Source organism: Nocardioides marmoraquaticus (assembly GCF_054777915.1).
Genome location: NZ_BAAHAA010000009.1, coordinates 1 through 23,625, shown reverse-complemented (window position 1 = coordinate 23,625; position 23,625 = coordinate 1). Strand labels below are relative to the sequence as shown.

Genomic DNA, 23,625 nt, shown 5'->3' with positions numbered 1-23,625 from the left:
GGGTGAGCAGCCGCTGGCGGAAGGGTGACCAGGCGCGCTCAGACGCCGTAGTGCTCGCCGCGGGCGCGGAGGGTGTAGGAGCGCTCGGCGTAGGTGAGGTCGTCGACCCAGAGGCGGCGGGCGACCTTGCGCATGGCGGGGCGGAGCAGGGGTGCCATGACGGAGGCGTGCTCGAAGCCCTTGCGCTCCGAGGTCGCGATGGTCGCCTCGGTCATCATCGTGCGGGGCCGGCCGTCGGGGCCGGGGCCGAGCGGGGTCGCGTGCGTCTCGACCACGCTGCCGGCACCCTCGCCCTCGGTGATCGTCATGACGATGGTGCGGGCGTCAGGACAGGCGAACTCCGCGCGCACCGGCACGCCCCAGGTGCGGCTGAGCCGGAAGGTGACGTCGACGGTGAGCACGCGGTCGTCGCTGAGCTCCTCGACCACGCTGAGGTGGCTGAAGGAGTAGGGGTGGAACCACGACCCGTGCCACGGGTCGAGCCGGTTGGCGATGATGTCGCGCGGCTCGCAGGTGCCGGGCACCTCGATCACGGCGGCCACCGAGGACGCCGGCGCCGGGCGCGGGGTGATCTTCGGCAGCGCCAGCGGCTGCTCGCCCTGGGTGGGGATGTTGACCCACAGCAGCACGCCGTCGTCGTGGGCGGCGTACGGCGTCCAGCCGGGCGCACCCTCGGGCGGCAGGGCCAGGCCGTGCCACCTGCAGTAGAGGCTGTCGTGGATGACCTCGCAGTCGGTGAGCAGCGCCCCGAGGTGGGGGCACGAGCCGGGGCCGGCGTGGACGGCACCGTCGGAGGTGCGCCACAGCGTCACCTCGGCGCCGCCGACGTGGCGCACGACGGAGCGCTCACCGAGGTCGCGGCTGTCGCCGACGACGTACCAGCCGCCCGGGTCCTCGGCGAGAGCGACGTCGAGGGCGCGGCGGATGCGGGCGGGCTTGGCGTCGCGCCAGCTGGGGGCGAGCCGGTCGCGCGGCGGCATCCGGCGCAGCTCGATCGGGATGCGCGGGCGCTCGGCGGGCGGGGTCACCTTCGCGGCGGGCGGACCGGTCGTGACGGAGGGAGTGGTGGCGGGCGGCGCGCCGCGGCGTACGACGGTGCGGGCGGCGGTGCCGGCCTTGCGCCACGTCGGCACGCTCGCGCGCCGGGTGAAGACGTCGTAGTCGGCCTCCTCGATCTTGTCGAGGATGGCGGAGTAGAGCACCCGGGCCGTGCGCACGCAGCGCTCGGCGGCGCCGCCGAGGTGGGCGAGCCCGGAGTCGGCCTCGCGGTAGAGCTCGCGGTTGCGCTCGATCTCGAAGCGCATCAGCTCGCGCCAGTCGTCGGAGACGACCCGCTCGGCGGGGTCGGTGCCGAACCGGGCGAGGTCCTCCTGGGGGAGGTAGACCCGACCGCGGTCGAGGTCCTCGTCGACGTCGCGCAGGAAGTTGGTCAGCTGGAAGGCGAGGCCGAGGGCGCGAGCGGGCGCGAACGCCTTGGTGCTGCTGGGCTGGAGCACCGGCAGCATCATCTCGCCGATGACGGCGGCGGAGCCGTCCATGTAGCCGAGCAGGTCGTCCCACGAGGCGTAGGTGCTGGTGTCGAGGTCCTGCGCCATGGCGCCGAAGAAGCGGGTGAAGCACTCGGGGTCGATCGCGCACTCCTCGACGGTGCGCGCCACCGCGGCGAGCACCGGGTCGGGGCTGCTGCCGGTCGCCACCGCGGACTCGAAGTCCGCCCGGAAGGTCGCCAGCTCGCTGCGGACCTGGTCGACGCCGGCCCCGCGGGCCGCGGCGTGGTCGACGATGTCGTCGGCCACGCGGCACAGCGCGTAGACGGCGTGCACGTGGCGGCGGCGCTCGCGGGGCAGCAGCGCGGCGCCCCAGAAGTACGTCGTGCCGTGCTTGCGGGTCAGCTCGGCCGCCTGGCGGTAGCCCTGCTCGAGCGCGGGGTCGAGCACGCTCATGCGACGGGTTCCTCTCGGTGTCGGGTCGACGGCAGGTAGGCCCCGCAGCGCTGCGCGGCGAGCTTGCCGGAGACGAGCACCATCGGGACGCCGACGCCCGGGGTGGTGCCGGAGCCGGCGAAGAAGAGCCCGGGCACCCGCTTCTCGACGTTGGACGGGCGGAAGGGTCCGGTCTGCAGGAAGGTGTGGGCGAGCGCGAAGGGCGTGCCCTGCTCCATGCCCATGGCCTGCCAGTCGGTCGGGTCGACGAGCTCCTCGGCGACGACGTCGGTGGGGTAGCCCTCGCGCTCGAGGAAGCGCAGCAGGCCCTCGCGCACCCGGGGCCGCTCGACGGACCAGTCGACGCTGCCGGCGAGGTTGGGCACGGGCTCCAGGACGTACATCGTGGTGTCGCCCTCGGGCGCGAGCGACGGGTCGGTGAAGGTCGGGATCGTCACCAGCCGCGACGGGTCGGGCATCATCTCGCGGCGCTTGATGAGCGCGTCGAAGGAGGAGTCCCACGCCTCGGCGAAGTGGATGTTGTGGTGCGACGCCTCGGCCGGCGCCGGGCCACGGGCACCGACGTGCCAGACGACGGCGGAGGGGGAGTACTTCCCCGAGCGGAGCACCCGGGGCTTCGGCAGGTCGGGCAGCAACCGGTCGTAGGCGACCGGCAGGTCGAGGGTGCACACGACCGCGTCGGCGCGCACCTGCTCGCCGCCCTCGACCTCGACGCCGGCCACGGCGCCGTCGCCGCGGCGCAGCACCCGGGTGACCGTGGCGCCGTACTGGATCTCGACGCCGGCACGCTGCAGCGCCCGCTCGAGGGCGCGGGGCACCTCGCCCATGCCGCCCTCGGGGAAGTAGACGCCCTCGATGCAGTCCATGTAGGTGATGACGGCGTAGAGGCTCAGCGCCGAGCTCGGCGGGAGGCCGGCGTACATCGCCTGGAAGGTGAAGAGCCGGTGCAGCCGCTCGTCGCGGAAGCGGCGGCGCACGGCAGGCCCGAGCCGGCCGAAGCCGCCCAGGCGCACCAGTCGTGCCGCGAGGCCCGGCTGGGAGACCAGGTCGAAGGGCGAGTCGAAGTTGCGGTCGATGAAGTTGGGCATCTCGACGTCGTAGAGCTCGCGCAGCCAGCGCACGAAGTCGTCGAACGCGTCGGCGTCGTGGCTGCCGCAGGTGCGGGCGATCTCGTCGCGCATCGCCTCGTGGCCGTGGCGGACGTGGATCTCGCTGCCGTCGTGGAACTTCGCGCGGTACGCCGGGTCGAGGCGCTGCATCGTGACGACCTCGTCGAGCCGGCTGCCCGCCGCCTCCGTGGCGTCGGCCAGCAGGTTGGGCATCGTCATGACGGTCGGGCCGGTGTCGAAGGCGAACCCGTCGCGCTCGACGTGTCCGGCACGACCTCCCGGGATCGACTCGCGCTCGACCACGACGACCTCGTGGCCGTCGCCGGCGAGGTGGCACGCGGTGGCCAGGCCGGCGAGGCCGGCGCCGATGACGACGACGCGGCTCATGCCGGCACCTCCGCCCGGGCCGCCGCGAGCAGCGGGGCCACGTCGGGGCCGAGCTCGCCGACCTGCATCACCATCCAGGGGCTGAAGACGACCGGGGTGCGGCGCACCGCCTCGTGCAGGTCGGCCCACTCGACCCACGCGGTCTCGGAGACCTCACGGGGATCGGGGTCGAGCGGGAGGTCGCGTTCGACGAGGGACACGTGCACGGGGCAGACCTCGTTCTCGACGACGCCCGAGGCGTCGACGGCTCGGTAGCGGAAGTGGGGGAGCACCAGGCGGGGCGCGGCGAGACCGTCGCCGACCCGGACGCCGAGCTCCTCGCCGACGCGGCGGGCCGCGGCGTCGGCGGGCGGCTCGTCGACCTTCGGGTGGCCGCAGCAGGAGTTGGTCCAGACGCCGGGCCAGGTGACCTTGTCGAGCGCCCGCCGGGTGAGCAGCGTGCGGCCGTCAGCGTCGAGCAGGTGCAGCGAGAAGGCGAGGTGCAGCGGCGTGTCGGTGTCGTGGACGCCGACGCGCGGTGCCGTGCCGCAGGGACGGTCGTGCTCGTCGAGCAGCACGACCTCGTCGATCGTCGGGGTGGTGGTCACGCGTCTCCTCGTCCTGCTCGGCTGCGACACACGGGCACGGGTACCCCGCGGCACCCGGACCCGTCAGTCAGGACGGTACGGGATGGCACCCACGCGTCGCCGAGAGCGACTCCTCGACGAGGTCCAACCCCAGGCGCACCGTGGTGACCACCGTGCTGGCCTCGAGGTGGCTCGTCCCGGGTCCCGCTGCGCCGCCGGCGGAGCGTCGTACGGCGTCCTGCAGGTCGGCCACCGCCTCGCGCAGCTCGTCGGCCGGTGCCTCGACCGCGAGGTCCTGGCTCGCACTGCGCAGCAGCCGGCCCCAGCCGCGGAGCGCAGCAGCCGCCGACGGACGCAGCGACGGGCCGAGGGCGACGCGGGGCAGGTCGGCGCGCTCCTCGCGCACCAGCAGCAGCACCAGCTGCTCGACGAGGGGATGGCTGCGCCGGACCAGGGCGGCGCGCTCCTGCTGCGCCGAGGTGCTGGCACGCCACCACCGGGCGCGCCAGTTGCCCCGGCGTGCCTCCAGCACGGCGTGCACGGTGTCGTCGAGCCGCTGCATGGTCGGGCGCAGGTCGCGTTGGCGTCTCGACCACTGTCGCTCCGACGGCGGCCCGGACTCGTCGGCGAGCGCGTCGGCGAGGTCCTCGAGCTGGTCGGCCAGGGTGGCACCCGCCTCCGCGACCGCCTGGGCGCCCGGCGTGATCAGCAGGGGCGGCAGGGCGGCCACGACGACGATGCCGACGAGGGCGCCGAAGCAGGTGAGGCCGGCGTAGGCGAGCCCGTACTCCCAGGGCGCCTCGCCGCCCAGGATCAGCACGAAGACGGCGCTGTAGACGATCCAGCTCGATCCCGAGGCGAGCAGTCGTGAGCCGCTCAGCACCGTGCCGAGCCCCACGACCAGGGCGAGCGCGAGGAGCTCGGGCAGGCCGAGCAGCTGGGCTGCGGTGCCGAGCGCGGCGCCCAGCGCGAGGTTGCGCACCGTCGCGACGGCACCCCGGGCCGAACCGAGGATCGTGGTGGACACGGCGACGACGGCCCCGAGCGGCGCGTAGTAGGGATAGCGATCGGCGAGCCCGCCCACCGGTTGCACCAGGGCCCAGGCCACTGCCGCGGCGACCGCGGCGTCGAGGGCGCGCAGCAGCAGCGGGAGGTACGGCGCCACCCGCTCGCGCACGCGGTCGTCCAGACGTCCCGGCACCCGGCCCACCTCCCTCACGCGCCCCGGCGCACACCGCCGACGGCCGGGGGCCGATACCCGCTTCGTCGGGTCCGAAGCGGGTATCGCACCGGTCCGGACGGGTGCGGCGGGAGGCGGTGGGCGGTGAGCACGGTCGACCAGGAGCCACGGGCGCGGCTGACGCGGCTCGGCGGTGCCGACGCGGGGAAGCTTCCCCCCGACGCGCTCGCGCAGGTCCTGGCCCAGGCCGGTCTGCCGGCGTCCGGCGGAGCGCTGCTGGCGGGGGCCGACGACGGCGACGACGCCGCGGTGGTCTTCCTCGACGGCGCCCGGGCCGTGGTCGCCACCGCCGGGTTGTGCGGCCCGGTCGTCGACGACGCCCACACCTGGGGCCGGATCGCGGCGGCCCACGCGCTGTCCGACGTGTGGGCGATGGGTGGCCGACCGGTCGTGGCGCTCAGCCTGCTGCTGTGGCCGCGGGACCGCGTGCCGCTCGAGGTCGCCGCAGAGGTCCTGCGCGGGGGTGCGTCGGCCTGTGCCGAGGCGGGCTGCCTGCTCGCCGGCGGCCACAGCGCCGAGGACGCCGCTGCCCGCTACGGGCTCGCGGTGACCGGCACCGTCAGGCCCGACCGGGTGCTGCGCGGGGACGCCGGCGTGCCCGGCCTGCCGCTGACGCTCACGAAGCCGATCGGCACCGGCGTGCTGGTGGAGCGTCACCGGGTCGACGGTCTGCCCATCGACGAGGCGGTCGCCTCGATGACCGCGTTCAACCGCGAGGCGTCGGCCCTGGCCGTCTCAGCCGGAGCGCGGTGCGCCACCGACGTCTCCGGCTACGGGCTGCTCGGGCACCTCCGCAGCCTGTGCCGGGCCAGTCGCTGCGGGGCGGTGGTCGAGTCGGCCGCGGTCCCGGTGCTCGCGGGGGCCCGCGCGGCCGTGCGGGCGGGCCACGTGCCGGCCGCCACGCAGCGCAACCTGGCGTCGGTGCGGCCCCACGTCACCACGGTCGTGGACGACCTCGACCTCCTGCTGCTGTGCGACGCGGAGACGTCCGGCGGGCTGCTCGTGGTCGGCGAGGTCCCCGGACACCCCGTGGTCGGCCGGCTGGTGCCCGACCCCACGAGCCGCGTCACGGTGCGCTGACCGCCGACGCGCGACACCCCCGGCAGGTCGCGGACCCGCCGGGGGCGTGGGGTGGTCGGCTGCGCCCCGGGCGGTCAGCGCCAGGGGAGCCGGTCCAGCTGGCGCCCCACCAGGGCCTGGGGCCGCTGCTGCTCGCCCTGCTCGGCCGCCAGGACCAGCAGCGCGCCCGTCAGCGCGGGGATCGCCCACTGCGCGGCCCGAAGCCGCTGCTGCGCCTGCTCCAGCTCGCGGCTGCTGGAGGCTGCCGGCTCGGTGGCGCCCTCGGCGCCCTCGTGGGCGTGCTCGCCGACCTTCTTGCCCTGGGCTCCGGCGTACGCCGTGAGCGCGGCCGCCGCGGCCGTCAGCGCGAGCTTGGTGGCGGTGTTGGCGCCCGCTCCGGGCTGGGTCGCGACACGGCCCTTGTTGACCTGGGTGAGTCGGGCGCCGCCGAGCAGGTGGGCGCCGATGGCGACCGCGTTCACGGGTGACCACCGCGCCCAGCCGAGGGTCGAGAGCCGAGTGCGCTCGGTCGGGTCGTCGGCCGCAGCGGTCGCGCCGTTGAGGCCGACAGCGCCCATGAGGGAGCCGCCGAACCACGCAGCGAGGCCGACGTCGTGGAGGCTGCGGGCGAGCGTGTTGGTCTCGGACATGGGGTCTCCTGCACTTCGTCGGGTGGGTGAGCGCAGGCCTTACCCGGGTCGGCACGGGCGACACCCGGAACGGGCCGCTGCGACCGCGCCACGCGGGGTACTGCCCGCGGGACCCCGCCTGCACCGCACACCACGAGGAGCGCACCATGAGCACCATCTCGACCTGGGGCCGGGGCCTGCTGGCCGGCGCGGCCGCAAACCTGGTGCTCGACGCCGTGACCTACCTCGACATGGCGGTGCGGGCGCGGCCCGCGAGCGACGTCCCGGCCCGCACGCTCGAGGTCGGGCTCGACCGCGCCCGCGTCTCGGGCTCGGACGACCAGGCCGAGGCCGCCGGCGCCCTGGCCGGCATCGCGACCGGTGTCGGCGTCGGTGTCGCCACCGCCGTCGTGCGGTCGGCCGGCGTGCGGCTCTCGTCGATCGGTGGTGCCGTCGTCACCGGCGCCGCGGCGATGGCCGTCAGCGACGGCGGCGCCGCCCTGGCCGGCGTGACCGACCCGCGCACCTGGAGCACCACCGACTGGGCCTCCGACGTCGTGCCGCACCTCGTCTTCGGCGTCACGGTCCACGAGGTCGTGTGCCGTCTCGAGCCGGCGCAGGGGCGGGCCACGTCGGCAGGCGTGGGCCTGGTGGCCCGGAGCTTCGCCCTGGGTCTCGCCGCCGGCTCGCGCAGCACGCTCGGCCTGGCCGGGGCGGCCTGGGTGACCTCGGGCAGCCTCGGCCGCACCGTCGCGGGCGGACTGGTCGCCGCCGAGCTCGCCGCAGACAAGCTGCCCCAGGCGCCCAGCCGGCTCGAGCCCCAGGGCTCGGTGCCGCGTGGCGTCACCGCGACCGCGGGTGGCCTGGCGCTGGCGCGCCGCGCCGTGGCCCACGCCGACCTGCCTGTGCTCGCCGCTGGCGCCGGCTCTGCGCTCGGCGCCGTGCTCGGCTCGCTGTGGCGCGAGCGCAGCCCGTGGTCGTCGACCACCTCGGCGCTGGCCGAGGACGCCGCCGCACTGGGCTTGGTCACCCTCGCCGTGAGGGGGCTCGGGCGTCGTACGCCGCCGCCGCCCGCCCTGCGCTCCGTGCGCTAGCGGGGCCGCACCGACCGCGACGTCGCAGGCCCCGACGGGCATGCCGCCACGGGCCGCGGGTACCGCGGCGGTCCACCTGACGCGAAGGAGGCCGGCATGGACACCGGTCAGACCGGCCCCGAGGGCACCCACGACCGGACGGGCAGCGACGCGTGACGACGGACCGGGTCGCCGGGGGTGTCGACGAGCAGGTGATCGAGTTCGCCGGGCTCAGCATCGCGTGGGATCCCCGGGTGCTCCGTCCCCGCCCCTGGACCGAGCTGCAGTCGCGCTGGGCGGCCGAGCTCCTCGACGGAGCGCCGGGGGGACCCGTGCTCGAGCTGTGCTCCGGCGCCGGGCACATCGGTCTCGCGGCGGCGGCGCTCAGTGGTCGTGACCTGGTGTGCGTCGACGTCGACGACGAGGCGGTGCGACGCACGACGCAGAACGCGCGCGCCAACGGCCTCGCGGACCGCGTCGAGGTGCGGCACCGTCGCCTGCAGGACGCGCTGGGGGACGACGACGTCTTCGCCCTGGTGATCGCCGACCCGCCCTGGGTGACCCGGGCCGAGGTCGGGACCTTCCCCGAGGACCCCGTGCTCGCCATCGACGGCGGCGACGACGGCCTCGGGCTGGCCCGCGACTGCGTCGCCACCGCCCACGGCCACCTCGCCGCGGGTGGGAGCCTGCTGCTCCAGCTCGGCTCGCGCGAGCAGGCCGGCCTCGTCGGCGACTGGGCCGAGGACCTCGGCTGGACCCTCGCCGCCGTCCGCGACGGCGAGGGTGGCGTCGTCACCCGCCTGCTCCACCCCTAGCCGGGCCCTCGGGCCCGTCAGGTGGGCGGGGGCCCTCGCGGCGCTTCAGCAGCTTGTGGGTGCCGTCGCACCAGGGGGCCCGGGCGCTGGCGCCGCAGCGGCAGACGGCGGAGACCGGGCGGGTGGTGCGGTGCCGGGTGCCGTCGGCGTCCTCGACCACCGCGTCGCCGGCCACCAGGACCGGCCCGTCGGGGCAGACGCGGACGACGGTGGGCCGCTCGCTCACGACGCCACCGCCTCGTCGGGCTCGAGGTCCGACCAGTCGGCGAGCAGGGCGCCCGCGGTCCGGGTCTCGAGGTCGAGGCAGCTCCACCCCCCGAGCAGCACGTCGTCGCGCAGGGCGGGCTCCTCGGCGACCAGACGCTCGCAGACGTCGTGCAGCACCAGCTGCTCGTGCACCGCGTCGGCCTCCACGTGCTCGTCGTAGTAGGCGGCCATCGACTCCGCGAACCCCAGCCGCCGCAGTCCCTGCGCCATCTGGCGCGACGGCAGCGAGCTGGTCGCCTCGAAGACGGCGAGGTGGCCCAGCGCCGCGCCTCGCAGCGACCGGCGCAGCCCGAACAGGCTGAGGGCGTCGTTCTGCTCCAGCACCTCGGGGCGGGCCTCGTCGACGTGGGCGCCGTACGTCGCGTCGATCCCGGAGTCGGCGAGACCGCGCGCGAACATGGCGTGGTGCAGCCGCTCGGGGTCGCCGGCGCCGTACTCGTCGTACTGCACCTGCAGCAGCGCGGCCTTGGGGCCCGCCTCCAGGCGGGCGACGGCCCAGCTCGTCGGGTCGGCCTCCTTGAGGTGGTAGAGCGAGCGCTGCCGCAGCAGCGACTCCACCTGCGCGCGGCTCGCGTGCCGCTGCACGTGCCGGGCCATCGAGGGGCCGTCGTGGTCGTCGATCATCGCCTGGAGCGCATCGGCGACGCCCAGGTGCTCGTACGCCGCCGGCCCGGGCCAGCGCGCTCGGAGCCGGGCCTCCAGGCCCGACTCGAGCCGGTGTCGCAGCGGCGCGAGCGCCGGGTGCCACTCCCAGGCGTCGTCGACGTCGTCGAAGCCGCGGTAGTGCAGCTCGTGCAGCACCCACAGGGCCAGGTCGGCGTCGGGAGCCTCGTGGGCTCCCTCGTGCGGCGGGGGAGCGGTGGCGTCCGGGTCGGTGCGCAGCACCTCGCGCAGCCGCGACGTCAGGGCGCCGCGGGCCTCGGGCAGGCGCATCAGGCGGCGCCTCGCGGGCGGCGGAGGGGGGAGTCGACAGGGCTGTCCATGTACCGGCCGATTCCCCGTCCGACCGGCCGCATGCGCACCCCCCGACACGGGTCAGCGGGCGTGCCACAGTGGCGTCATGGCAGCCCACGAGCGCACCCCGTCCGAGCGCCCGCACCACCACGACAAGGTGGTCGCGATCGTCCAGGCGGGGGGTGCGGGCGGGCGCATGGACGTGCTGACCGCGGAGCGTGCCAAGCCGGCGCTGCCGTTCGCGGGTTCCTACCAGCTGCTCGACTTCGCGCTGTCCAACCTGGTCAACTCCGGGGTCGACGACGTCTGGCTCTCGGTGCAGTACCAGGCCGAGTCGCTCGAGGAGCAGGTGCGCAACGGCCGGCCCTGGGACCTCGACCGCACCCGCGGCGGGCTGCGCCTGCTGGTGCCGCGCCAGGGCAGCGGCTCGCTCGACGAGGACGGCTTCGCCCACGGCAACGCCGACGAGCTCTTCCGGCTGCGCGACGACCTGCGGCGCAGCGGGGCCACCACCGTGATCGTCACCAGCGCCGACCACGTCTACCGGCTCGACCACCGCGACCTGCTCGCGACCCACGAGGCGAGCGGCGCCGAGCTGACGATGGTGGTGACCGACCTCGCCGGGATCACGGGCGAGGACCCCTCCGACCACGCCGTCGTCGAGCACGACGCCGACGGGAGGGTCCACGCCGTGTCCTACAAGCCGGAGGAGCCGACCGGCACCGTCGTGGCCACCGAGGTCTTCGCCTACCGCGCCGAGGTCCTGGTCGAGGTGCTCGAGACGCTGCACCGCGAGGTGTCCGGGGCCGACGCGGATCGCGAGGCGGGCGACTCGGGCCTCGGCGACTTCGGCGACCTGCTGGTGCCGCGCCTGGTGGAGCGCGGCCACACCCACGTGCACCGTCTCGACGGCTACTGGCGCGACCTCGGCCAGCCGCACCACTACCTCAACGCCCACCTCGAGCTGCTCACCGAGGAGCCCGGCCTGTTCGACCCCACGTGGCCCATCCGCACGCAGCAGCCCGAGCGGCTGCCGGCGTACGTCGGCCCCGGCGCGGAGGTGGCGCAGAGCCTGCTGAGCCCGGGCTCGCAGGTGGCCGGCCGGGTGGTGCGCAGCGTGGTCGGTCCGGACGCGGTGGTCGGGGCGGGCGCCGAGGTCGTCGAGAGCGTGCTGTCGGAGGGGGTGGTCCTGCGAGGTGGTGCCCGGGTGGTGCGCGCGGTCGTCGACGCCGGGGCCGAGGTCGGGCCCACCGGCCGGGTCGGCGGGCCGGGCACCGACGTCTCCGACCCCGACGCCGTGGCCCTGGTGGGACGCGACGCCCGGGTCGACGGCGAGGTGGGTCCCGGCGCCCGGGTGCCACCGGGCGCCACGGCCTGAGGCGCCTCCGGACCCGTTCGCGCCCGAGGGGCGGGGGTACCCAGCGGACGACCACCTCGCGGGCCGAGAAGCGCGCTCGGCGAGGGCCTGAACGCCGTACCCCCGGGAGGCCCGCCATGGCCAGCGTCGAGCGCACCGTCACCGTCCAGAAGCCCGTCGAGCGGGTGTGGGACTATCTGAGCGACTTCCGCAGCACCGAGGAGTGGGACCCGCCCACCGTGCGCACCGAGCGCACCTCGGGCGACGGTGGCGTCGGCACGACCTACCACAACACCTCGGCCTTCCTCGGCCACGAGACCGAGGTCGACTACGAGGTCGTCGAGCACGAGCCGCACCGTCGCTTCGTGCTGACCGGCGACGCCGGGTCGGTGCAGCTGCGCGACACCATCACCTTCGCCGAGACGCCCGAGGGCGGCACGGCCGTGACCTACCACGCCGAGTTCGAGCCCCACGGCGCGGCCGCGCTCACCGCGCCGCTGCTCCCGCCCGCGCTGAAGGTCCTGGGCGACAAGGTCGCGGCCTCGCTGCAGGAGCGCCTCGAGCGGCTCTGACCCACGCCCGCACCCCCCACCACCACCCCGTCCAGCACCCCGGCAGCACCCCGTCCAGCAGGAGGCACCCCCGTGACCCAGCACTTCACCTACCTCGTCGTCGGCGGCGGCATGACCGCCCACGCAGCCGCGACCGCCATCCGGGAGCGCGACGGCGAGGGCAGCATCGGCATCGTGAGCGAGGAGCCGACGGCTCCCGTGGCGCGGCCGCCGCTGTCGAAGGACCTGTGGAAGGACGACGAGGCCACGCTGGAGGGTCAGGACCTCGACACCGCGGGATCGACGGGCGCCACGCTGCTGCTCGGCCGCCGCGTCACGGCGGTCGACACCGACGCACGGACCGTGACCTGCGACGACGGCTCCGAGGTGTCGTACGACGAGCTGCTCGTGGCCACCGGTGGGCACGCCCGCCAGCTCGACGGCGCCCGTCCGTCCGACCGGGTGGTCTACTACCGCACCGCTGCCGACTACGAGCGCCTGCGCGCCCAGGTGCGGCCCGGCGTGCGGGCCGTCGTCGTGGGAGGCGGCTACATCGGCACGGAGCTCGCCGTCGCCCTGGTCGGCCAGGAGTGCGAGGTCACGCTGGTGCACCCGGGCGACGTCCTCGGCGGGCACATGTTCCCGGCCGACCACGCCGCCACCGTCGAGGGCCTGTTCACCGACGCCGGTGTCACGGTGCGTGGTGGCCGCGAGGTGGAGCGCGTCGAGGAGGGGCCGGACGGCGGCGTCGTCGAGGTCGTGCTCGACGACGGCAGCACCCTCGAGGCCGACGTGGTGGTGCTCGGGCTCGGCATCGAGCCGGCGACCGACTTCCTGCCCGACGCGGTGGAGCGGGCCGAGGACGGCAGCGTCGTCGTCGACGACCACCTGCGCACGTCGGTGCCGCACGTGCTCGCGGCCGGGGACGTGGCGACCTACCCCGACCAGCGGCTGGGCCGTCGCCGTGTCGAGCACGTCGACCACGCCGAGTCGTCGGGCGCGGTGGCCGGGCGGGTCATGGCCGGCTCCGACGAGGCCTACGACCACACGCCGATGTTCTACTCCGACCTCTTCGATCACTGGTACGAGGCGGTCGGCGACCTGGACGCGCGGCTCGAGACGGTCGGGGACCACGTCGGTGACGGGTCGCTCGTCGTCTACTACCTCGACGACGACACGGTGCGCGGCGTGCTGCTCTGGGACTGCGACGGCGGCGTCGACGAGGCCACCGCGCTCGTCGGCTCCGAGCGCCCCGCCGACGCCCAGGAGCTGGTCGGGCGGATCCGCCCCTAGCCCTCGGGGGCGGCCTCGACGGGCCCGGGCACGAGGCCCGTCGTCGGGCACGACGAGCCGAACGTGTCACGATGGGCCTCGGTCGAGATCACGGCCGCACCTGACGACAGGTGCCCTCGGGGTGTGCGCCCGGGGTTCGACGGCAGCCGCCGATCGGAGCCGCAACGCCATGTCGCAACACCACCCGCCCGAGGCGAGCGCCGAGCCCGCCGCCGTCCTGGCTGAGCTGGCCCGCTCCATGGCTGGGCGCCGCGACCTCCAGCACACCCTGGATGCCGTCGTCGGGGCGGCCCGCACGACCCTGCCGAGCTTCGACCACGTCGGCATCTGGCTGCTCGCACGCCGCGGCGAGGTCCGCACCGTGGCGGCGACCAGCGAGCTCGTGCGCGAGCTCGACGCCCTGCAGCACGAGCTCGCCGAGGGCCCGTGCTTCGACTGCACCCGCGACGTGCCCCTCGTGTCGGCGCCGCGCATCCGTCACGACCAGCGGTGGCCGCGCTACGTGCCGCTGGCCGTCCGCCGCACCGGCCTGCGCTCCCAGCTCGCCGTGCGCCTGCACCTCGACGAGGTCGGCACGGTCGGCAGCCTGAACTTCTACTCCACCATCACCGACGACGTCGACGACTCCCAGGTCGCCATGGCCGAGCTCTTCGCGACGCACGCCGCCCTGGCGCTCGGTGGTGCACGTGCCGTCGCCGACCTGAACCACGCGCTGGAGTCGCGGCGCGTCATCGGGGTCGCCATCGGCCTGGTCATGGCCCGCTACCGCGTCGACGAGGACGCCGCGTTCGCCTTCCTCACCCGGGCGTCCTCGCACACCAACCGCAAGCTCCGCGACATCGCCACCGAGATGGTCGAGCACGCCAACCGTGAGCGGGCCGACTCCCCGGGCACGTCCTAGCGCGGGCGGGCCGAGACCGGACGGCCGAGACCGGACGGCACGGGACCGCGTGCGCCCGGGGGGACCGGCTCGCCCGGCGCGGGCCCGACCATGCCCCGCGTGTCGCCTGCGACAGCGGGTAAGGAGGCCTCCCGACCCCGAACCCCGAGGAGCCCCGCCATGGCCGACCAGATGCAGCCACCCGGCGACCAGCACCGCATGACCCCGCGCCCGGACTGCGGCGAGGACAGCTACGTCGGCCACGGCCGGCTGGAGGGTCGCACCGCCCTGGTCACCGGCGCCGACAGCGGCATCGGCCGCGCGGTCGCGATCGCCTACGCCCGGGAGGGCGCCGACGTCGTCATCAGCTACCTCTCCGAGCACGAGGACGCCGAGGACACCGCGCGGCTGGTGCGTGAAGCGGGCCGCACGGCCGTGCTCGTCAGCGGCGACCTCTCTGAGCGCGAGCACTGCCGCGAGCTCGTGGCGACGACGATCGACCAGCTCGGGCGGCTCGACGTGCTGGTGGTCAACGCCGCGTTCCAGATGAGCCACGAGACGTTCGAGGAGATCCCCGACGAGGAGTGGGACTTCACCTGGCGCACCAACGTCTCGTCGCTGTTCTTCCTCGTCAAGGACGCGCTGCCCCACATGGGGGAGGGTGGCTCGATCATCGGGAGCTCGTCGGTCAACTCCGACATGCCCAACCCGACGCTGGCGCCGTACGCCGCGACCAAGGCCGCGATCGCCAACCTGTGCGCGTCGCTCGCCCAGCTGCTGGGACCACGCGGCATCCGGGTCAACAGCGTCGCCCCCGGACCGGTGTGGACGCCGTTGATCCCGGCGACGCTGCCGGAGGACGCGGTGGAGTCGTTCGGGCAGAACACGCCGCTGGGGCGGGCGGGCGAGCCCGCCGAGCTGGCACCGGTCTACGTGCTGCTCGCCAGCGACGAGGGCAGCTACGTCAGCGGTGCCCGCGTCGCCGTCACCGGCGGCAAGCCGGTGCTCTGACCCGTGGACGACGCACGGCGCCTCCCCACGACCGTGGGGAGGCGCCGTACGTCGGGCCGGGACGGGTCGTCAGGCGGTCTGGCCGATGCCGTCGCGGAGCTCCGCGAAGATCCGCGAGAGCACGCGCGACACCTGCATCTGCGTCACGCCGATGTCGCGGGCGATCTCGCTCTGCGTGAGCCCGTCGAAGAAGCGCAGCCGGAGCACCCGTCGGTCTCGCTCGGCGAGGCGGCGTACCAGGGGAGCGAGCATGACCCGTGCCTCCGCGGCACCACGGTCCTCGTCCTCGTGCGGCAGCAGCTCGGCGAGCGGCAGGGAGTCGCTGTCGTCGCCGACCGGGCGGTCGAGCGGGGTCGGCGAGTAGCAGCTGCCGACGGCCAGCACCTCGGCGACGTCGCCGGTGCCCACCTCGGTGCGCTCGGCGAGCTCCTCCACGCTGGGGGAGCGGCCGAGCTCGGCGGAGAGCTCGTTGCGGGCACGGAAGACGCGCAGCTGCAGCTCTTGGACGCGGCGCGGCGGCCGCACCATCCAGCCGCGGTCGCGGAAGTGCCGCTTGACCTCGCCGAGGATGGTCGGCACGCAGAAGCCGACGAAGGTGGCCCCGACCTCCGGCTTGAAGCGCCGGGCGGCTCGGACGAGCGCGAGATAGGCGACCTGCTCGAGGTCCTCGAGCGGTTCGCCACGTCGCCGGTAACGGGTCGCCAGCGCGGCGGCCACCGGCATGTTGACGACGACGAGGAGGTCGCGCAGACGACGGTCCTCGTCGGGTTCCTGCGCAGCGGCGAGCCGCTCCACGAGGCGCGCCGACTGCTCGTCACGGATGGCGGGTGAGGTGGGTCCGCTCAACATGTCCTCGAGGGAGCTGTCGGGCACGGGCCCACGGGGGCGCGGCAACGACGGGTCGCGCTGCCGGAGGTGGGTAGGGGAGGAGTGGGTAGGGGAGGGGACAGTGGTCTGGCTGGGCAATCGGATCACCACGAGAAAGCCGAAGCCACGTCGCGCCCGGATCGGGTCGACGGAGCAAGATGAGTGGGCGCCCGTGGGTTGGAGGCGCCCGTTGGATGCGCCTGCTGCTCAAGCGCGCGACCGCGGCCCTGCCCTGGACCGCTCGCAAGGTGGCACGAGAGGCCACGTACCTCATGTCTACCCCGCAGGGCGCTCCTGACACCACTCTCGGTCGCGCGCGTCCGGGATTGCGGCGCCGCGCGGCCGGGTATCGCGGCAGCCGGCCCTGACCGGGGGGCCATCTCGACGACGAGGAGCAGCATGCGAGCGGTCACGTGGCAGGGCATCGGACGGGTGGCGGTCGAGGAGGTGCCCGACCCTGTGGTGCAGGAGCCGGGCGACGCCGTCGTCCGGATCACCAGCACCGGCCTGTGCGGCTCCGACCTGCACCTCTACGGCGTGCTGGGGCCGTTCATGACGCCGGGGGACGTGCTCGGTCACGAGCCCATGGGCGTGGTCGAGGAGGTCGGGCCGGGCGTCTCCGGCCTGACGCCCGGCGACCGGGTGGTGCTGCCGTTCCAGATCTGCTGCGGCGGCTGCTGGATGTGCGAGCGCGGACTGCAGACGCAGTGCGAGACCACCCAGGTGCGTTCCCAGGGGATGGGCGCGGCGCTGTTCGGCTACTCCAGCCTGTACGGCGCCGTCCCCGGCGCCCAGGCGGAGTACCTCCGCGTCCCCCACGCCTCCTACATGGCGATGAAGGTGCCCGAGGGCCCGCCCGACGACCGGTTCCTGTTCCTCTCCGACGTGCTGCCCACGGCGTGGCAGGCGGTGGAGTACGCCGACGTCCCCGACGGCGGCACGCTGCTCGTGCTCGGCCTCGGCCCGATCGGCCAGATGGCGACCCGCATCGCCGCGCACCGCGGCGTGCGGGTCATCGCTGTCGACCGGGTCGCTTCGCGGCTCTCCTCCGGCACCGCCTCCGGCGCCGAGGTCATCGACCTCGCCCAGGTCGACGACGTCGGCGAGGAGGTGCGCGCCCGCACCGCCGGGCGCGGTGCCGACGCGGTCGTCGACGCCGTCGGGATGGAGGCCCACGGCTCGCCCGTCGGGCGGGCCGGCCACCGCCTGGTCAACCTGCTGCCCAAGAAGGCCGCCGCGTCGATGATGCAGGTCGTCGGGCTCGACCGGATGAGCGCGCTGCGCACCGCGATCGACGCCGTGCGCCGTGGCGGCACCATCTCGATCTCCGGGGTCTACGGCGGCCAGAGCGACCCTGTTCCGATGCTGACGCTGTTCGACAAGCAGGTGCAGGTACGGATGGGCCAGGCCAACGTCAGGCGGTGGTCCTCCGACATCATGCCGCTCGTGCTCGACGACGCCGACCCGCTCGGCACCGAGGAGCTCACCACCCACCGGATGCGCCTCGACCAGGCCCCGCAGGCCTACGCCGACTTCCAGCAGAAGGCCGACGGCATGGTCAAGGTGGTCTTCGAGCCGTGAGCACCAACACCCGGGTCGTCGCCAGCCCGCCGGACACCGTGTGGGACGTCCTGGCCGACCCCTGGCTCTACCCGACGTGGGTCGTCGGGGCCTCCCGCGCCCGACGCGCCGAGGGCCGCTGGCCCGAGGTCGGCGCCACCCTGCACCACTCGGTCGGCGGCTGGCCGATGCTGCTCGACGACCGCACCGAGGTGCTGGCCGTCGAGCCGGGTCGCTCGATCCGGCTCCGGGCCCGCGGCTGGCCGCTCGGCGAGGCCGTCGTCGAGCTGCGTCTCGCCCCCACGCCCTCGGGCACCAGCACCGAGGTCACCCTGGTCGAGGACGCCTCCGCCGGCCCCGGACGGCTGGTGCCGAAGCCGGTGCGCACCCCCGTGCTGGCGTGGCGCAACACCGAGACGCTGCGCCGGCTCGCCTACCTGTGCGAGCGGCGTACCGACTGACGACGCCGCGCTGCCCCCGGGACGTGCGTCCCGGGGGCAGCGGCACGTCGGGTGTCAGCGGGAGAGGGCGGCGACCAGCTGGTCCTTGGTCATCGAGCTGCGCCCCTGCACGCCGGCCGAGCGCGCCAGGTCGAGCAGCTGGGCCTTGGTCGACGACCGCAGGTCGGTGGCGGACAGGTCGGCGCCACGGGTGGCCGCCCCACCGGTGGAGGCCGGGGCGGGCGTCGCCTTCGCCGGGCTCGCGCTCGACTTCGTGGCGGGCGTCTTCGTGGCCGACGCCTGCGTGGCGGAGGTCCGCTTCGCGGGAGTCTTCGCTGGCTTCGAGGTGGCCTTCTGCGACGTCTTCCCGGACGCCTTCGCGGCGCTGGCCTTCGTCTTCCCGGTCTTCCCGGTCTTCCCCGTCTTCCCGGTCTTCCCGGCGGGTCTCGGGGCACTCGTGCCGCGGGACGCCTCGGGGCCGACGACCGCAGCGACCTCCTGGGCGGTGTCGGCGACCGTGGTGGTCACGGTGTCGACGACGCCGTCGGCGACCCGGCCGACCGTCGAGGACGGCTGCGTGCGCTTGTCGCCGCGCGTGACCGTGCGGGCGACGGTGCTCGCCACGTCGGCCGCGGCCTGGCGCGCCGCGTCGATCGCGGCCTTCTCGGCGCGCTTGCGCTGGTCACGGGCCTTCTTCGCGGCCTTCTCGGCCTGGTCCACGGCGTCCTGCGCGGCCTGGACGAGCCGTTCGAGCTTCTTGCGCTGCTTCTTGGTCCCCATGGGCACCGTCGTACCCAGCCGGGGGTGCGCCGACGCGGCCCGGGTACCGACCGGGAGTGACCCGCTCGACGTACCTGCCGCGACCCGCTCGGAGGACCGCATGACCGACCAGCAGCACACCGACCAGCAGACCGCTGACGAGCGCACCGATCGGCCGAGCAACGACGAGGCGGTCGCGACCGTCGCCCGACTGGTCGACCGCGCGCGGATCGGGATGCTCACGACGATGACGGCCGACGGGCGGCACGTCAGCCGGCCGATGGCGCTGCAGGACGTGGAGTTCGACGGCGACCTGTGGTTCTTCGTCGACGACGGCTCGGACAAGGTCGCGCAGGTGCGTCAGCACCCCGAGGTCAACGTCGCGTTCTCCGACGACGACCACAGCTCGTGGACCTCGCTGGCCGGCCGCGCCGAGCTCGTCCACGACCGCGAGCGCATCGAGGAGCTGTGGTCGAAGCCGCTCGAGGTGTGGTTCCCCGACGGCCTCGACACCCCGGGGGTGGCCCTGCTGCGCGTGCAGGTCGACACCGCTGAGTACTGGGACGCGTCGACCTCGCGGGTCAAGAAGGTCGTCGGCGGCCTGCGCGCCGCCGTCAGCGGCGACCCCGACAAGTTCCCGTCCGAGAACGCCACGGTCCGCCTCGACTGAGCGGTCTCCCACCACCACCGGTCTAGCGTGGGCACTGCCCCGCTCCCACCCGTGGCCCCAGACGCGGCGGAGCACCCGATCGACGCTCCGCCGCCGTCTCCGAGCGAGAGGCGCGCTGTGCGACCCCTGCCCCTGTCCCAGCTGCTAGGTCCCGTCGGCCTGGCGGCCCGGTCCTCCTGGCCCCTCGTGCCGACGGGCGTAGCGACGACGGTCGCGCCGGCTCCGGTGCCTCCGGGTGCCCCACGGCGTCCAACCGCCCCGCTCGGCCTCGAGCTCCGGCACCGGGGCGAAGACGTTGCCCTCGCCGGGCTCGTGCGCCGCCCCGCGCAGCGCGACCTTCGTGACGAGGTACGGCGCCAGCCGGTCGTAGAGCCACGGCAGGTGCCGGAAGCCCATCACGGTCAGCCGGTTGGCCGGCCCGGCGTGCACCATCCGACGCGGTCGGTCGAGCATGCGCAGGCACGCCTCGGCGACGCGCTCGGGGGCGATCACCGGTGGCGGCGCGTGTCCGGCGCGACCGGCGTACGACGCGGCCTGCTCGTAGATCGGGGTGTCGATGGCGCCGGGGAGCACGGCGCAGACGTGCAGCGTGCGGTCGGCGCGCAGCTCGGTCTGCATCGAGCGCACGAGCGCGAGCTGGCCCCACTTGGCGGCCGAGTAGGAGCCCATGCGGGGCACGGCCGACTGCGCCAGCAGCGAGCTGACGACCACGAGGGTCCCGCCGCCCTGGGCGCGGAAGACCGGCAGCGTGGCGCGGGCGACGTGGGCCAGGCCCAGCACCGCGGTGTCGACCACGCGGTCGAGGACCTCCACGGGCACCTCCTCGAGGGTGCCGTAGGTCATCACCTGGGCGCTCGTGACCACGGCGTCGACGCGGCCGTACGCCGCTCGCGCGGCCTCGAGGGCCGCCGCCACGCTGGGCTCGTCGAGCACGTCGGCCGCGACACCGATCGCCTCGCCGGGCAGACCGGCGGCGACCTCGCGCACGCGGGTCTCGCTGCGCGAGACCACGACGACGCGGTCGCCGCGCTCGCTGGCCAGTCGGGCGGTGGCCAGGCCGATTCCCGAGGTGCCGCCGATGACGACGACGGTGCGGGGCGGTCGTTGCGGAGACGTCACCCCCGCCACACTACGGACGGCCCCGACGCCGTCACGACTCCCCGGGGAGGTCGGCGATGAGCGAGGTCGTCCTGGTAACGGGAGCGTCGAGCGGCATCGGCAAGGCGGCGGCCCTCCTCGTGGCCCAGCGGGGCGACAAGGTCGCCTTGCTCGCACGGCGCGAGGAGGTGCTCGACGAGGTCGCCGACGAGTGCCTGGAGGTCGGTGCCGTGGAGGTCCTCGTCGCACCCGCCGACGTCGGCGACGACGAGCAGGTCAGCGAGGCCGTCACCGCCGTCGTGGAGCACTTCGGTCGGCTCGACGCGGTGCTGCACTGCGCGGGCGTCGTGACCTACGGCCGCACCGAGGAGGTCTCGGCGGAGGACTTCGACTCCGTCGTCCGCACCAACCTGCTGGGCGCCGCCAACGTCGCGCGGCACGTCGTGCCGGTGATGCGGCGCCAGCAGGAGGGCTCGCTCGTGCTGGTGGGCTCGCTGCTCGGCCAGATCGCGGTGCCCGACATGACGCCGTACGTCGTCAGCAAGTGGGGCGTGCGGGCCCTGGCCCGGCAGCTGCGCATCGAGAACCTCGACGTCCCGCGGATCCGGGTCGCCCACGTCGCGCCCGGCAGCGTCGACACCGAGATCTACGGCAAGGCCCTCGACGACGCCGGCACCGTCAACTCGCCGCCGCCCCCGACGATCAGCCCCGAACGGGCGGCCCAGGTGGTCGTCGAGCGCGCCGACCACGGCCGCGCGGAGGCGCAGACGGCGTACAGCAACTACGCGCTGCTCGCCGCCTTCCGCGCCGCTCCGCTGGTGTGGGACCGGCTCGTCGGTCCGGCGTTCCGCCTCGCCTCGCGACGCGGGCGCAGCGAGGGGTAGACGCCCCCTCGCGGGCGGGGTAGGCAGGGCGCATGAGCGAGACCGAGCGCGCCGACCTGCTGGAGTCGCTGCGCTTCCAGCGTGACCTGCTGATCGGGACCGTCGACGGTCTCGCCGACGACCAGGCACGGGCCCGTCCCACGGCGAGCTCGTTGTGCCTGGGCGGCGTCCTGCGCCACGTCGCGTTCACCGAGCAGAAGTGGTGCGACTTCGTGGAGCAGGGCCCCGGGCCCGACGACGACGTCGACTGGGAGACGGTCGACTGGTCGGACCCACCGCCCGGCGTGAGGGCCCAGGCCGACAGCTTCACCATGGGCGAAGACCTCACCCTCGACGAGGTGGTCGCGGCGGCGCGGGAGGCCGGAGCCCGCACCGACGCGCTCGTGGGCAGCGTCGACCTCGACCGCGCCTGGCCGCTCCCGACCGCGCCGTGGTTCGAACCAGGAGCGACCCGTAGCGCCCGCCGGGTCTTCCTCGGGCTGGTGGGGGAGATCGCCCAGCACGCCGGGCACGCCGACATCATCCGCGAGACCATCGACGGACGCCGCAGCATGGGCTGAGGGCGGTCGTCGTCCTAGGGCCGTCGGTGGAAGCGGAGGGTGCCGTCGGGGAGCCGGGTGTGGTGGAACGCCGGGTCGTGGACGCGGCGGTGGTGGGGGCCGCAGAGCAGTCGGCCGGTCTCGGTGTCGGTGGTGCCGCCTTGTGACCAGGGGGTGTCGTGGTGGGCGTGGCACTTCGCGGCGGGGACGTCGCAGTGCTCGGCGGTGCAGCCGCCCTGGGTGATGCTCATAGCGAGTCGTTGGGCCTTGGTGTGGAGGCGTCGGCTGCGGCCGAGGTCGAGGACGTGGGAGCCACCGTCGAGGACGGCGGGCAGGAGCTTGTGGTGGCAGGCGAGGCGTCGGGCCTGGGCTGCGGAGATGCGGTGGCCGGTGTCGAGGGTCGCGACGCCGGCGGCGTCGAGCGCTGCCGTGAGGTCGTCGTGGCGGATGGTGACGACGATGGTGGCGTCGCCTCCGGCGGTGGCGGGCAGGTCGCGGGCGGAGAGGCGTTCGAGGAGCTCGCAGAACGCCTCGCCACGACGGACGGTGACGGGCCGGGTGTCGCGCGGGTCGGTGTCGTGCGGGTCGGTGTCGGTCGCGGTGGTCCCGACAGGCTCGACCGGCGAGAGCGCAGTGTCTCGAAGCGGGGACATGATGGCGCCGAGGGCCTTCGTCAGCATGGCGCCGTGGAGCTTCGGGATGCGGAAGCGGCCGTGGGTGAGGCCTTGGTGGTCGGTCCAGGTCTCGAGGGTGGTCTTGCGCGCCGCTCTGGCTTCCTCGGCCTCGAGGAGCCGGCCTTCGTAGGCATCCGCGGCCTCAGGACACACGACGGTGTAGAGGCGTCGGCCGAGGTGGTCGAGGTCGGCGGCGTCGTGGTGCCGTGCGAGGTCGACGAGGTGGGCCTCCGCGGCCTCGCGCTGGTCGCCGTCGACCGCGAACTCACCGGAGACCGGCAGCAGGTCCAGCGACCGCTTGATCGTGCGGGCCTGGTCGAGCGACACCCGTCCGGAGGCCATGCCGGTGGCGAGGTGAGGCATCGCATCATCTGTCGCCTGGGCGAGGCGGAGGTCGGCGCGGGCGAGGTTGCGGCGGGTGCGGGTGTGGCGGGCGTACCAGTCGGCGGTCGTCTTGTCGCCGGGGTCGAGGATCGAACCGTTGCGCTCGGCCTCGGCCATCACCGTCAGACGCAGGGCGTCGAGCTGCGCCTGCGCGGTGGCGAGGTCGAGCAGGGTCTCGCGCAGCTCCTCGGCCCGCATCGCCCACACCGGTCGGGCGGACGGTGCGGCGAGCTGGTCGAGGCGGTGCCGTAGGCGGCGGGTGAAGTCAGCGACAGGGTGACGCGGCACGTCAGACGGGTCGACGGACCCCAGCGTGGTGGGGGTGTCGTCGGTGGTGCGGGCCATGCCCCATCCTACGACGGCGCTGACGCATTCGAACAGGTGTACGACGACATGTGAGCGGCGGTCGTGAGAGGTGGGCGGTCGGGTGCGGGGGTCTCGCGGCTCCTCGCTGGCGCTCGTCGCACCTCGACCAGCGAGTGTCCTGGGTGGTCGAGGTGCGAGGAGCCCCTGGGCGACGAGCCTCGAGACTGTGAGTCTTGGCATCGGCCCCGGGATCGTGTGGGGTCGGGTCGACGGCTGGTGGTGTGACCCACCTCGAGACTGACCCCAGCGT

Annotated in this window: 24 protein-coding genes; 13 read left to right on the top strand and 11 right to left on the bottom strand. The window is 74.8% G+C overall.

Translation table 11 applies throughout. The features are described from left to right. Nucleotides 1–38 precede the first annotated feature (38 nt). The 4 genes from ACYU8I_RS08840 to ACYU8I_RS08825 form a co-directional block, all read right to left on the bottom strand. Nucleotides 39–1,943, bottom strand: a complete 1,905-nt coding sequence (locus tag ACYU8I_RS08840) for a DUF5914 domain-containing protein (protein ID WP_460839673.1) — start codon at nucleotides 1,941–1,943, stop codon at nucleotides 39–41. After that, complete coding sequence (locus ACYU8I_RS08835; protein ID WP_460839672.1) at nucleotides 1,940–3,439, bottom strand: phytoene desaturase family protein; 1,500 nt, start codon at nucleotides 3,437–3,439, stop codon at nucleotides 1,940–1,942. Before ACYU8I_RS08835 ends, ACYU8I_RS08840 begins: the two co-directional genes overlap by 4 nt. Next, nucleotides 3,436–4,026, bottom strand: a complete 591-nt coding sequence (idi, locus tag ACYU8I_RS08830) for an isopentenyl-diphosphate Delta-isomerase (RefSeq protein ID WP_460839670.1) — start codon at nucleotides 4,024–4,026, stop codon at nucleotides 3,436–3,438. The genes ACYU8I_RS08835 and idi overlap by 4 nt, the downstream gene beginning before the upstream one ends. 67 nt (nucleotides 4,027–4,093) lie before the next feature. After that, a complete protein-coding gene (locus ACYU8I_RS08825) occupies nucleotides 4,094–5,206 on the bottom strand; it encodes a hypothetical protein (RefSeq protein ID WP_460839668.1) in 1,113 nt (370 codons plus the stop codon). A gap of 123 nt (nucleotides 5,207–5,329) precedes the next feature. Here ACYU8I_RS08825 and selD point away from each other — a divergent pair, with 123 nt between their 5' ends. Next, complete coding sequence (selD, locus tag ACYU8I_RS08820) at nucleotides 5,330–6,325, top strand: selenide, water dikinase SelD (protein WP_460839665.1); 996 nt, start codon at nucleotides 5,330–5,332, stop codon at nucleotides 6,323–6,325. A 74-nt stretch (nucleotides 6,326–6,399) separates the two neighbouring features. On the opposite strand, the gene ACYU8I_RS08815 is transcribed toward selD, so the two are convergent. Further along, nucleotides 6,400–6,954 (bottom strand): hypothetical protein, encoded by a 555-nt coding sequence (locus ACYU8I_RS08815; RefSeq protein ID WP_460839662.1) that lies wholly within the window; start codon nucleotides 6,952–6,954, stop codon nucleotides 6,400–6,402. Nucleotides 6,955–7,100: 146 nt separating this feature from the next. On the opposite strand from ACYU8I_RS08815, the gene ACYU8I_RS08810 reads away from it, so the two are divergent. Both ACYU8I_RS08810 and ACYU8I_RS08805 read left to right on the top strand, forming a co-directional pair. After that, entirely contained in the window at nucleotides 7,101–8,027 is a 927-nt protein-coding gene (locus ACYU8I_RS08810) for a hypothetical protein (protein ID WP_460839660.1), read from the top strand. Between the two features lie 152 nt (nucleotides 8,028–8,179). Next, on the top strand, nucleotides 8,180–8,821 hold the full coding sequence (locus ACYU8I_RS08805) for a methyltransferase (protein WP_460839658.1): 642 nt from the start codon (nucleotides 8,180–8,182) through the stop codon (nucleotides 8,819–8,821). Here ACYU8I_RS08805 and ACYU8I_RS08800 read toward each other — a convergent pair. Further along, nucleotides 8,799–9,047 carry a CDGSH iron-sulfur domain-containing protein gene (locus ACYU8I_RS08800; RefSeq protein WP_460839656.1) on the bottom strand — a complete coding sequence of 83 codons (249 nt, stop codon included), beginning with the start codon at nucleotides 9,045–9,047 and terminating at the stop codon, nucleotides 8,799–8,801. The two genes, ACYU8I_RS08805 and ACYU8I_RS08800, sit on opposite strands and share 23 nt — an antisense overlap. Beyond that, nucleotides 9,044–10,021 (bottom strand): iron-containing redox enzyme family protein, encoded by a 978-nt coding sequence (locus tag ACYU8I_RS08795; RefSeq protein ID WP_460839653.1) that lies wholly within the window; start codon nucleotides 10,019–10,021, stop codon nucleotides 9,044–9,046. The genes ACYU8I_RS08800 and ACYU8I_RS08795 overlap by 4 nt, the downstream gene beginning before the upstream one ends. Before the next feature lie 127 nt (nucleotides 10,022–10,148). On the opposite strand from ACYU8I_RS08795, the gene ACYU8I_RS08790 reads away from it, so the two are divergent. The 5 genes from ACYU8I_RS08790 (at nucleotide 10,149) to ACYU8I_RS08770 (ending at nucleotide 15,134) form a co-directional block, all read left to right on the top strand. Next, nucleotides 10,149–11,420 (top strand): glucose-1-phosphate adenylyltransferase family protein, encoded by a 1,272-nt coding sequence (locus ACYU8I_RS08790; protein ID WP_460839651.1) that lies wholly within the window; start codon nucleotides 10,149–10,151, stop codon nucleotides 11,418–11,420. Between the two features lie 116 nt (nucleotides 11,421–11,536). Then, the gene (locus ACYU8I_RS08785; protein WP_460839649.1) at nucleotides 11,537–11,971 is read left to right on the top strand and encodes an SRPBCC family protein; all 435 of its coding nucleotides are present in this window, start codon (nucleotides 11,537–11,539) and stop codon (nucleotides 11,969–11,971) included. 72 nt (nucleotides 11,972–12,043) lie between these two features. Next, entirely contained in the window at nucleotides 12,044–13,243 is a 1,200-nt protein-coding gene (locus ACYU8I_RS08780) for an NAD(P)/FAD-dependent oxidoreductase (protein ID WP_460839647.1), read from the top strand. 169 nt (nucleotides 13,244–13,412) lie between these two features. Continuing rightward, complete coding sequence (locus tag ACYU8I_RS08775; protein ID WP_460839645.1) at nucleotides 13,413–14,144, top strand: GAF and ANTAR domain-containing protein; 732 nt, start codon at nucleotides 13,413–13,415, stop codon at nucleotides 14,142–14,144. Nucleotides 14,145–14,303: 159 nt separating this feature from the next. Further along, the gene (locus ACYU8I_RS08770; protein ID WP_460839642.1) at nucleotides 14,304–15,134 is read left to right on the top strand and encodes an SDR family oxidoreductase; all 831 of its coding nucleotides are present in this window, start codon (nucleotides 14,304–14,306) and stop codon (nucleotides 15,132–15,134) included. Nucleotides 15,135–15,203: 69 nt separating this feature from the next. Here the strand turns inward: ACYU8I_RS08770 and ACYU8I_RS08765 are convergent, their stop codons facing one another. Then, entirely contained in the window at nucleotides 15,204–15,983 is a 780-nt protein-coding gene (locus ACYU8I_RS08765; protein ID WP_460839639.1) for a sigma-70 family RNA polymerase sigma factor, read from the bottom strand. A gap of 417 nt (nucleotides 15,984–16,400) precedes the next feature. On the opposite strand from ACYU8I_RS08765, the gene ACYU8I_RS08760 reads away from it, so the two are divergent. Together ACYU8I_RS08760 and ACYU8I_RS08755 are read left to right on the top strand one after the other, a co-directional pair. Continuing rightward, nucleotides 16,401–17,582 carry an alcohol dehydrogenase catalytic domain-containing protein gene (locus tag ACYU8I_RS08760; RefSeq protein ID WP_460839638.1) on the top strand — a complete coding sequence of 394 codons (1,182 nt, stop codon included), beginning with the start codon at nucleotides 16,401–16,403 and terminating at the stop codon, nucleotides 17,580–17,582. After that, entirely contained in the window at nucleotides 17,579–18,022 is a 444-nt protein-coding gene (locus tag ACYU8I_RS08755) for an SRPBCC family protein (RefSeq protein ID WP_460839636.1), read from the top strand. Before ACYU8I_RS08760 ends, ACYU8I_RS08755 begins: the two co-directional genes overlap by 4 nt. Before the next feature lie 54 nt (nucleotides 18,023–18,076). Here the strand turns inward: ACYU8I_RS08755 and ACYU8I_RS08750 are convergent, their stop codons facing one another. Further along, nucleotides 18,077–18,781 (bottom strand): hypothetical protein, encoded by a 705-nt coding sequence (locus ACYU8I_RS08750; RefSeq protein WP_460839634.1) that lies wholly within the window; start codon nucleotides 18,779–18,781, stop codon nucleotides 18,077–18,079. Between the two features lie 100 nt (nucleotides 18,782–18,881). Here ACYU8I_RS08750 and ACYU8I_RS08745 point away from each other — a divergent pair, with 100 nt between their 5' ends. Further along, entirely contained in the window at nucleotides 18,882–19,430 is a 549-nt protein-coding gene (locus ACYU8I_RS08745) for a pyridoxamine 5'-phosphate oxidase family protein (protein ID WP_460839632.1), read from the top strand. 144 nt (nucleotides 19,431–19,574) lie between these two features. On the opposite strand, the gene ACYU8I_RS08740 is transcribed toward ACYU8I_RS08745, so the two are convergent. Beyond that, nucleotides 19,575–20,549 (bottom strand): SDR family NAD(P)-dependent oxidoreductase, encoded by a 975-nt coding sequence (locus ACYU8I_RS08740; protein WP_460839631.1) that lies wholly within the window; start codon nucleotides 20,547–20,549, stop codon nucleotides 19,575–19,577. A gap of 56 nt (nucleotides 20,550–20,605) precedes the next feature. On the opposite strand from ACYU8I_RS08740, the gene ACYU8I_RS08735 reads away from it, so the two are divergent. Together ACYU8I_RS08735 and ACYU8I_RS08730 are read left to right on the top strand one after the other, a co-directional pair. Next, nucleotides 20,606–21,412, top strand: coding sequence for an SDR family NAD(P)-dependent oxidoreductase (locus ACYU8I_RS08735; protein WP_460839627.1), 807 nt, complete (start codon nucleotides 20,606–20,608; stop codon nucleotides 21,410–21,412). Nucleotides 21,413–21,444: 32 nt separating this feature from the next. After that, the gene (locus tag ACYU8I_RS08730) at nucleotides 21,445–21,972 is read left to right on the top strand and encodes a DinB family protein (RefSeq protein WP_460839625.1); all 528 of its coding nucleotides are present in this window, start codon (nucleotides 21,445–21,447) and stop codon (nucleotides 21,970–21,972) included. A gap of 14 nt (nucleotides 21,973–21,986) precedes the next feature. On the opposite strand, the gene ACYU8I_RS08725 is transcribed toward ACYU8I_RS08730, so the two are convergent. Then, nucleotides 21,987–23,354 carry an HNH endonuclease signature motif containing protein gene (locus tag ACYU8I_RS08725; RefSeq protein ID WP_460839624.1) on the bottom strand — a complete coding sequence of 456 codons (1,368 nt, stop codon included), beginning with the start codon at nucleotides 23,352–23,354 and terminating at the stop codon, nucleotides 21,987–21,989. Between the last annotated feature and the right edge of the window lie 271 nt (nucleotides 23,355–23,625).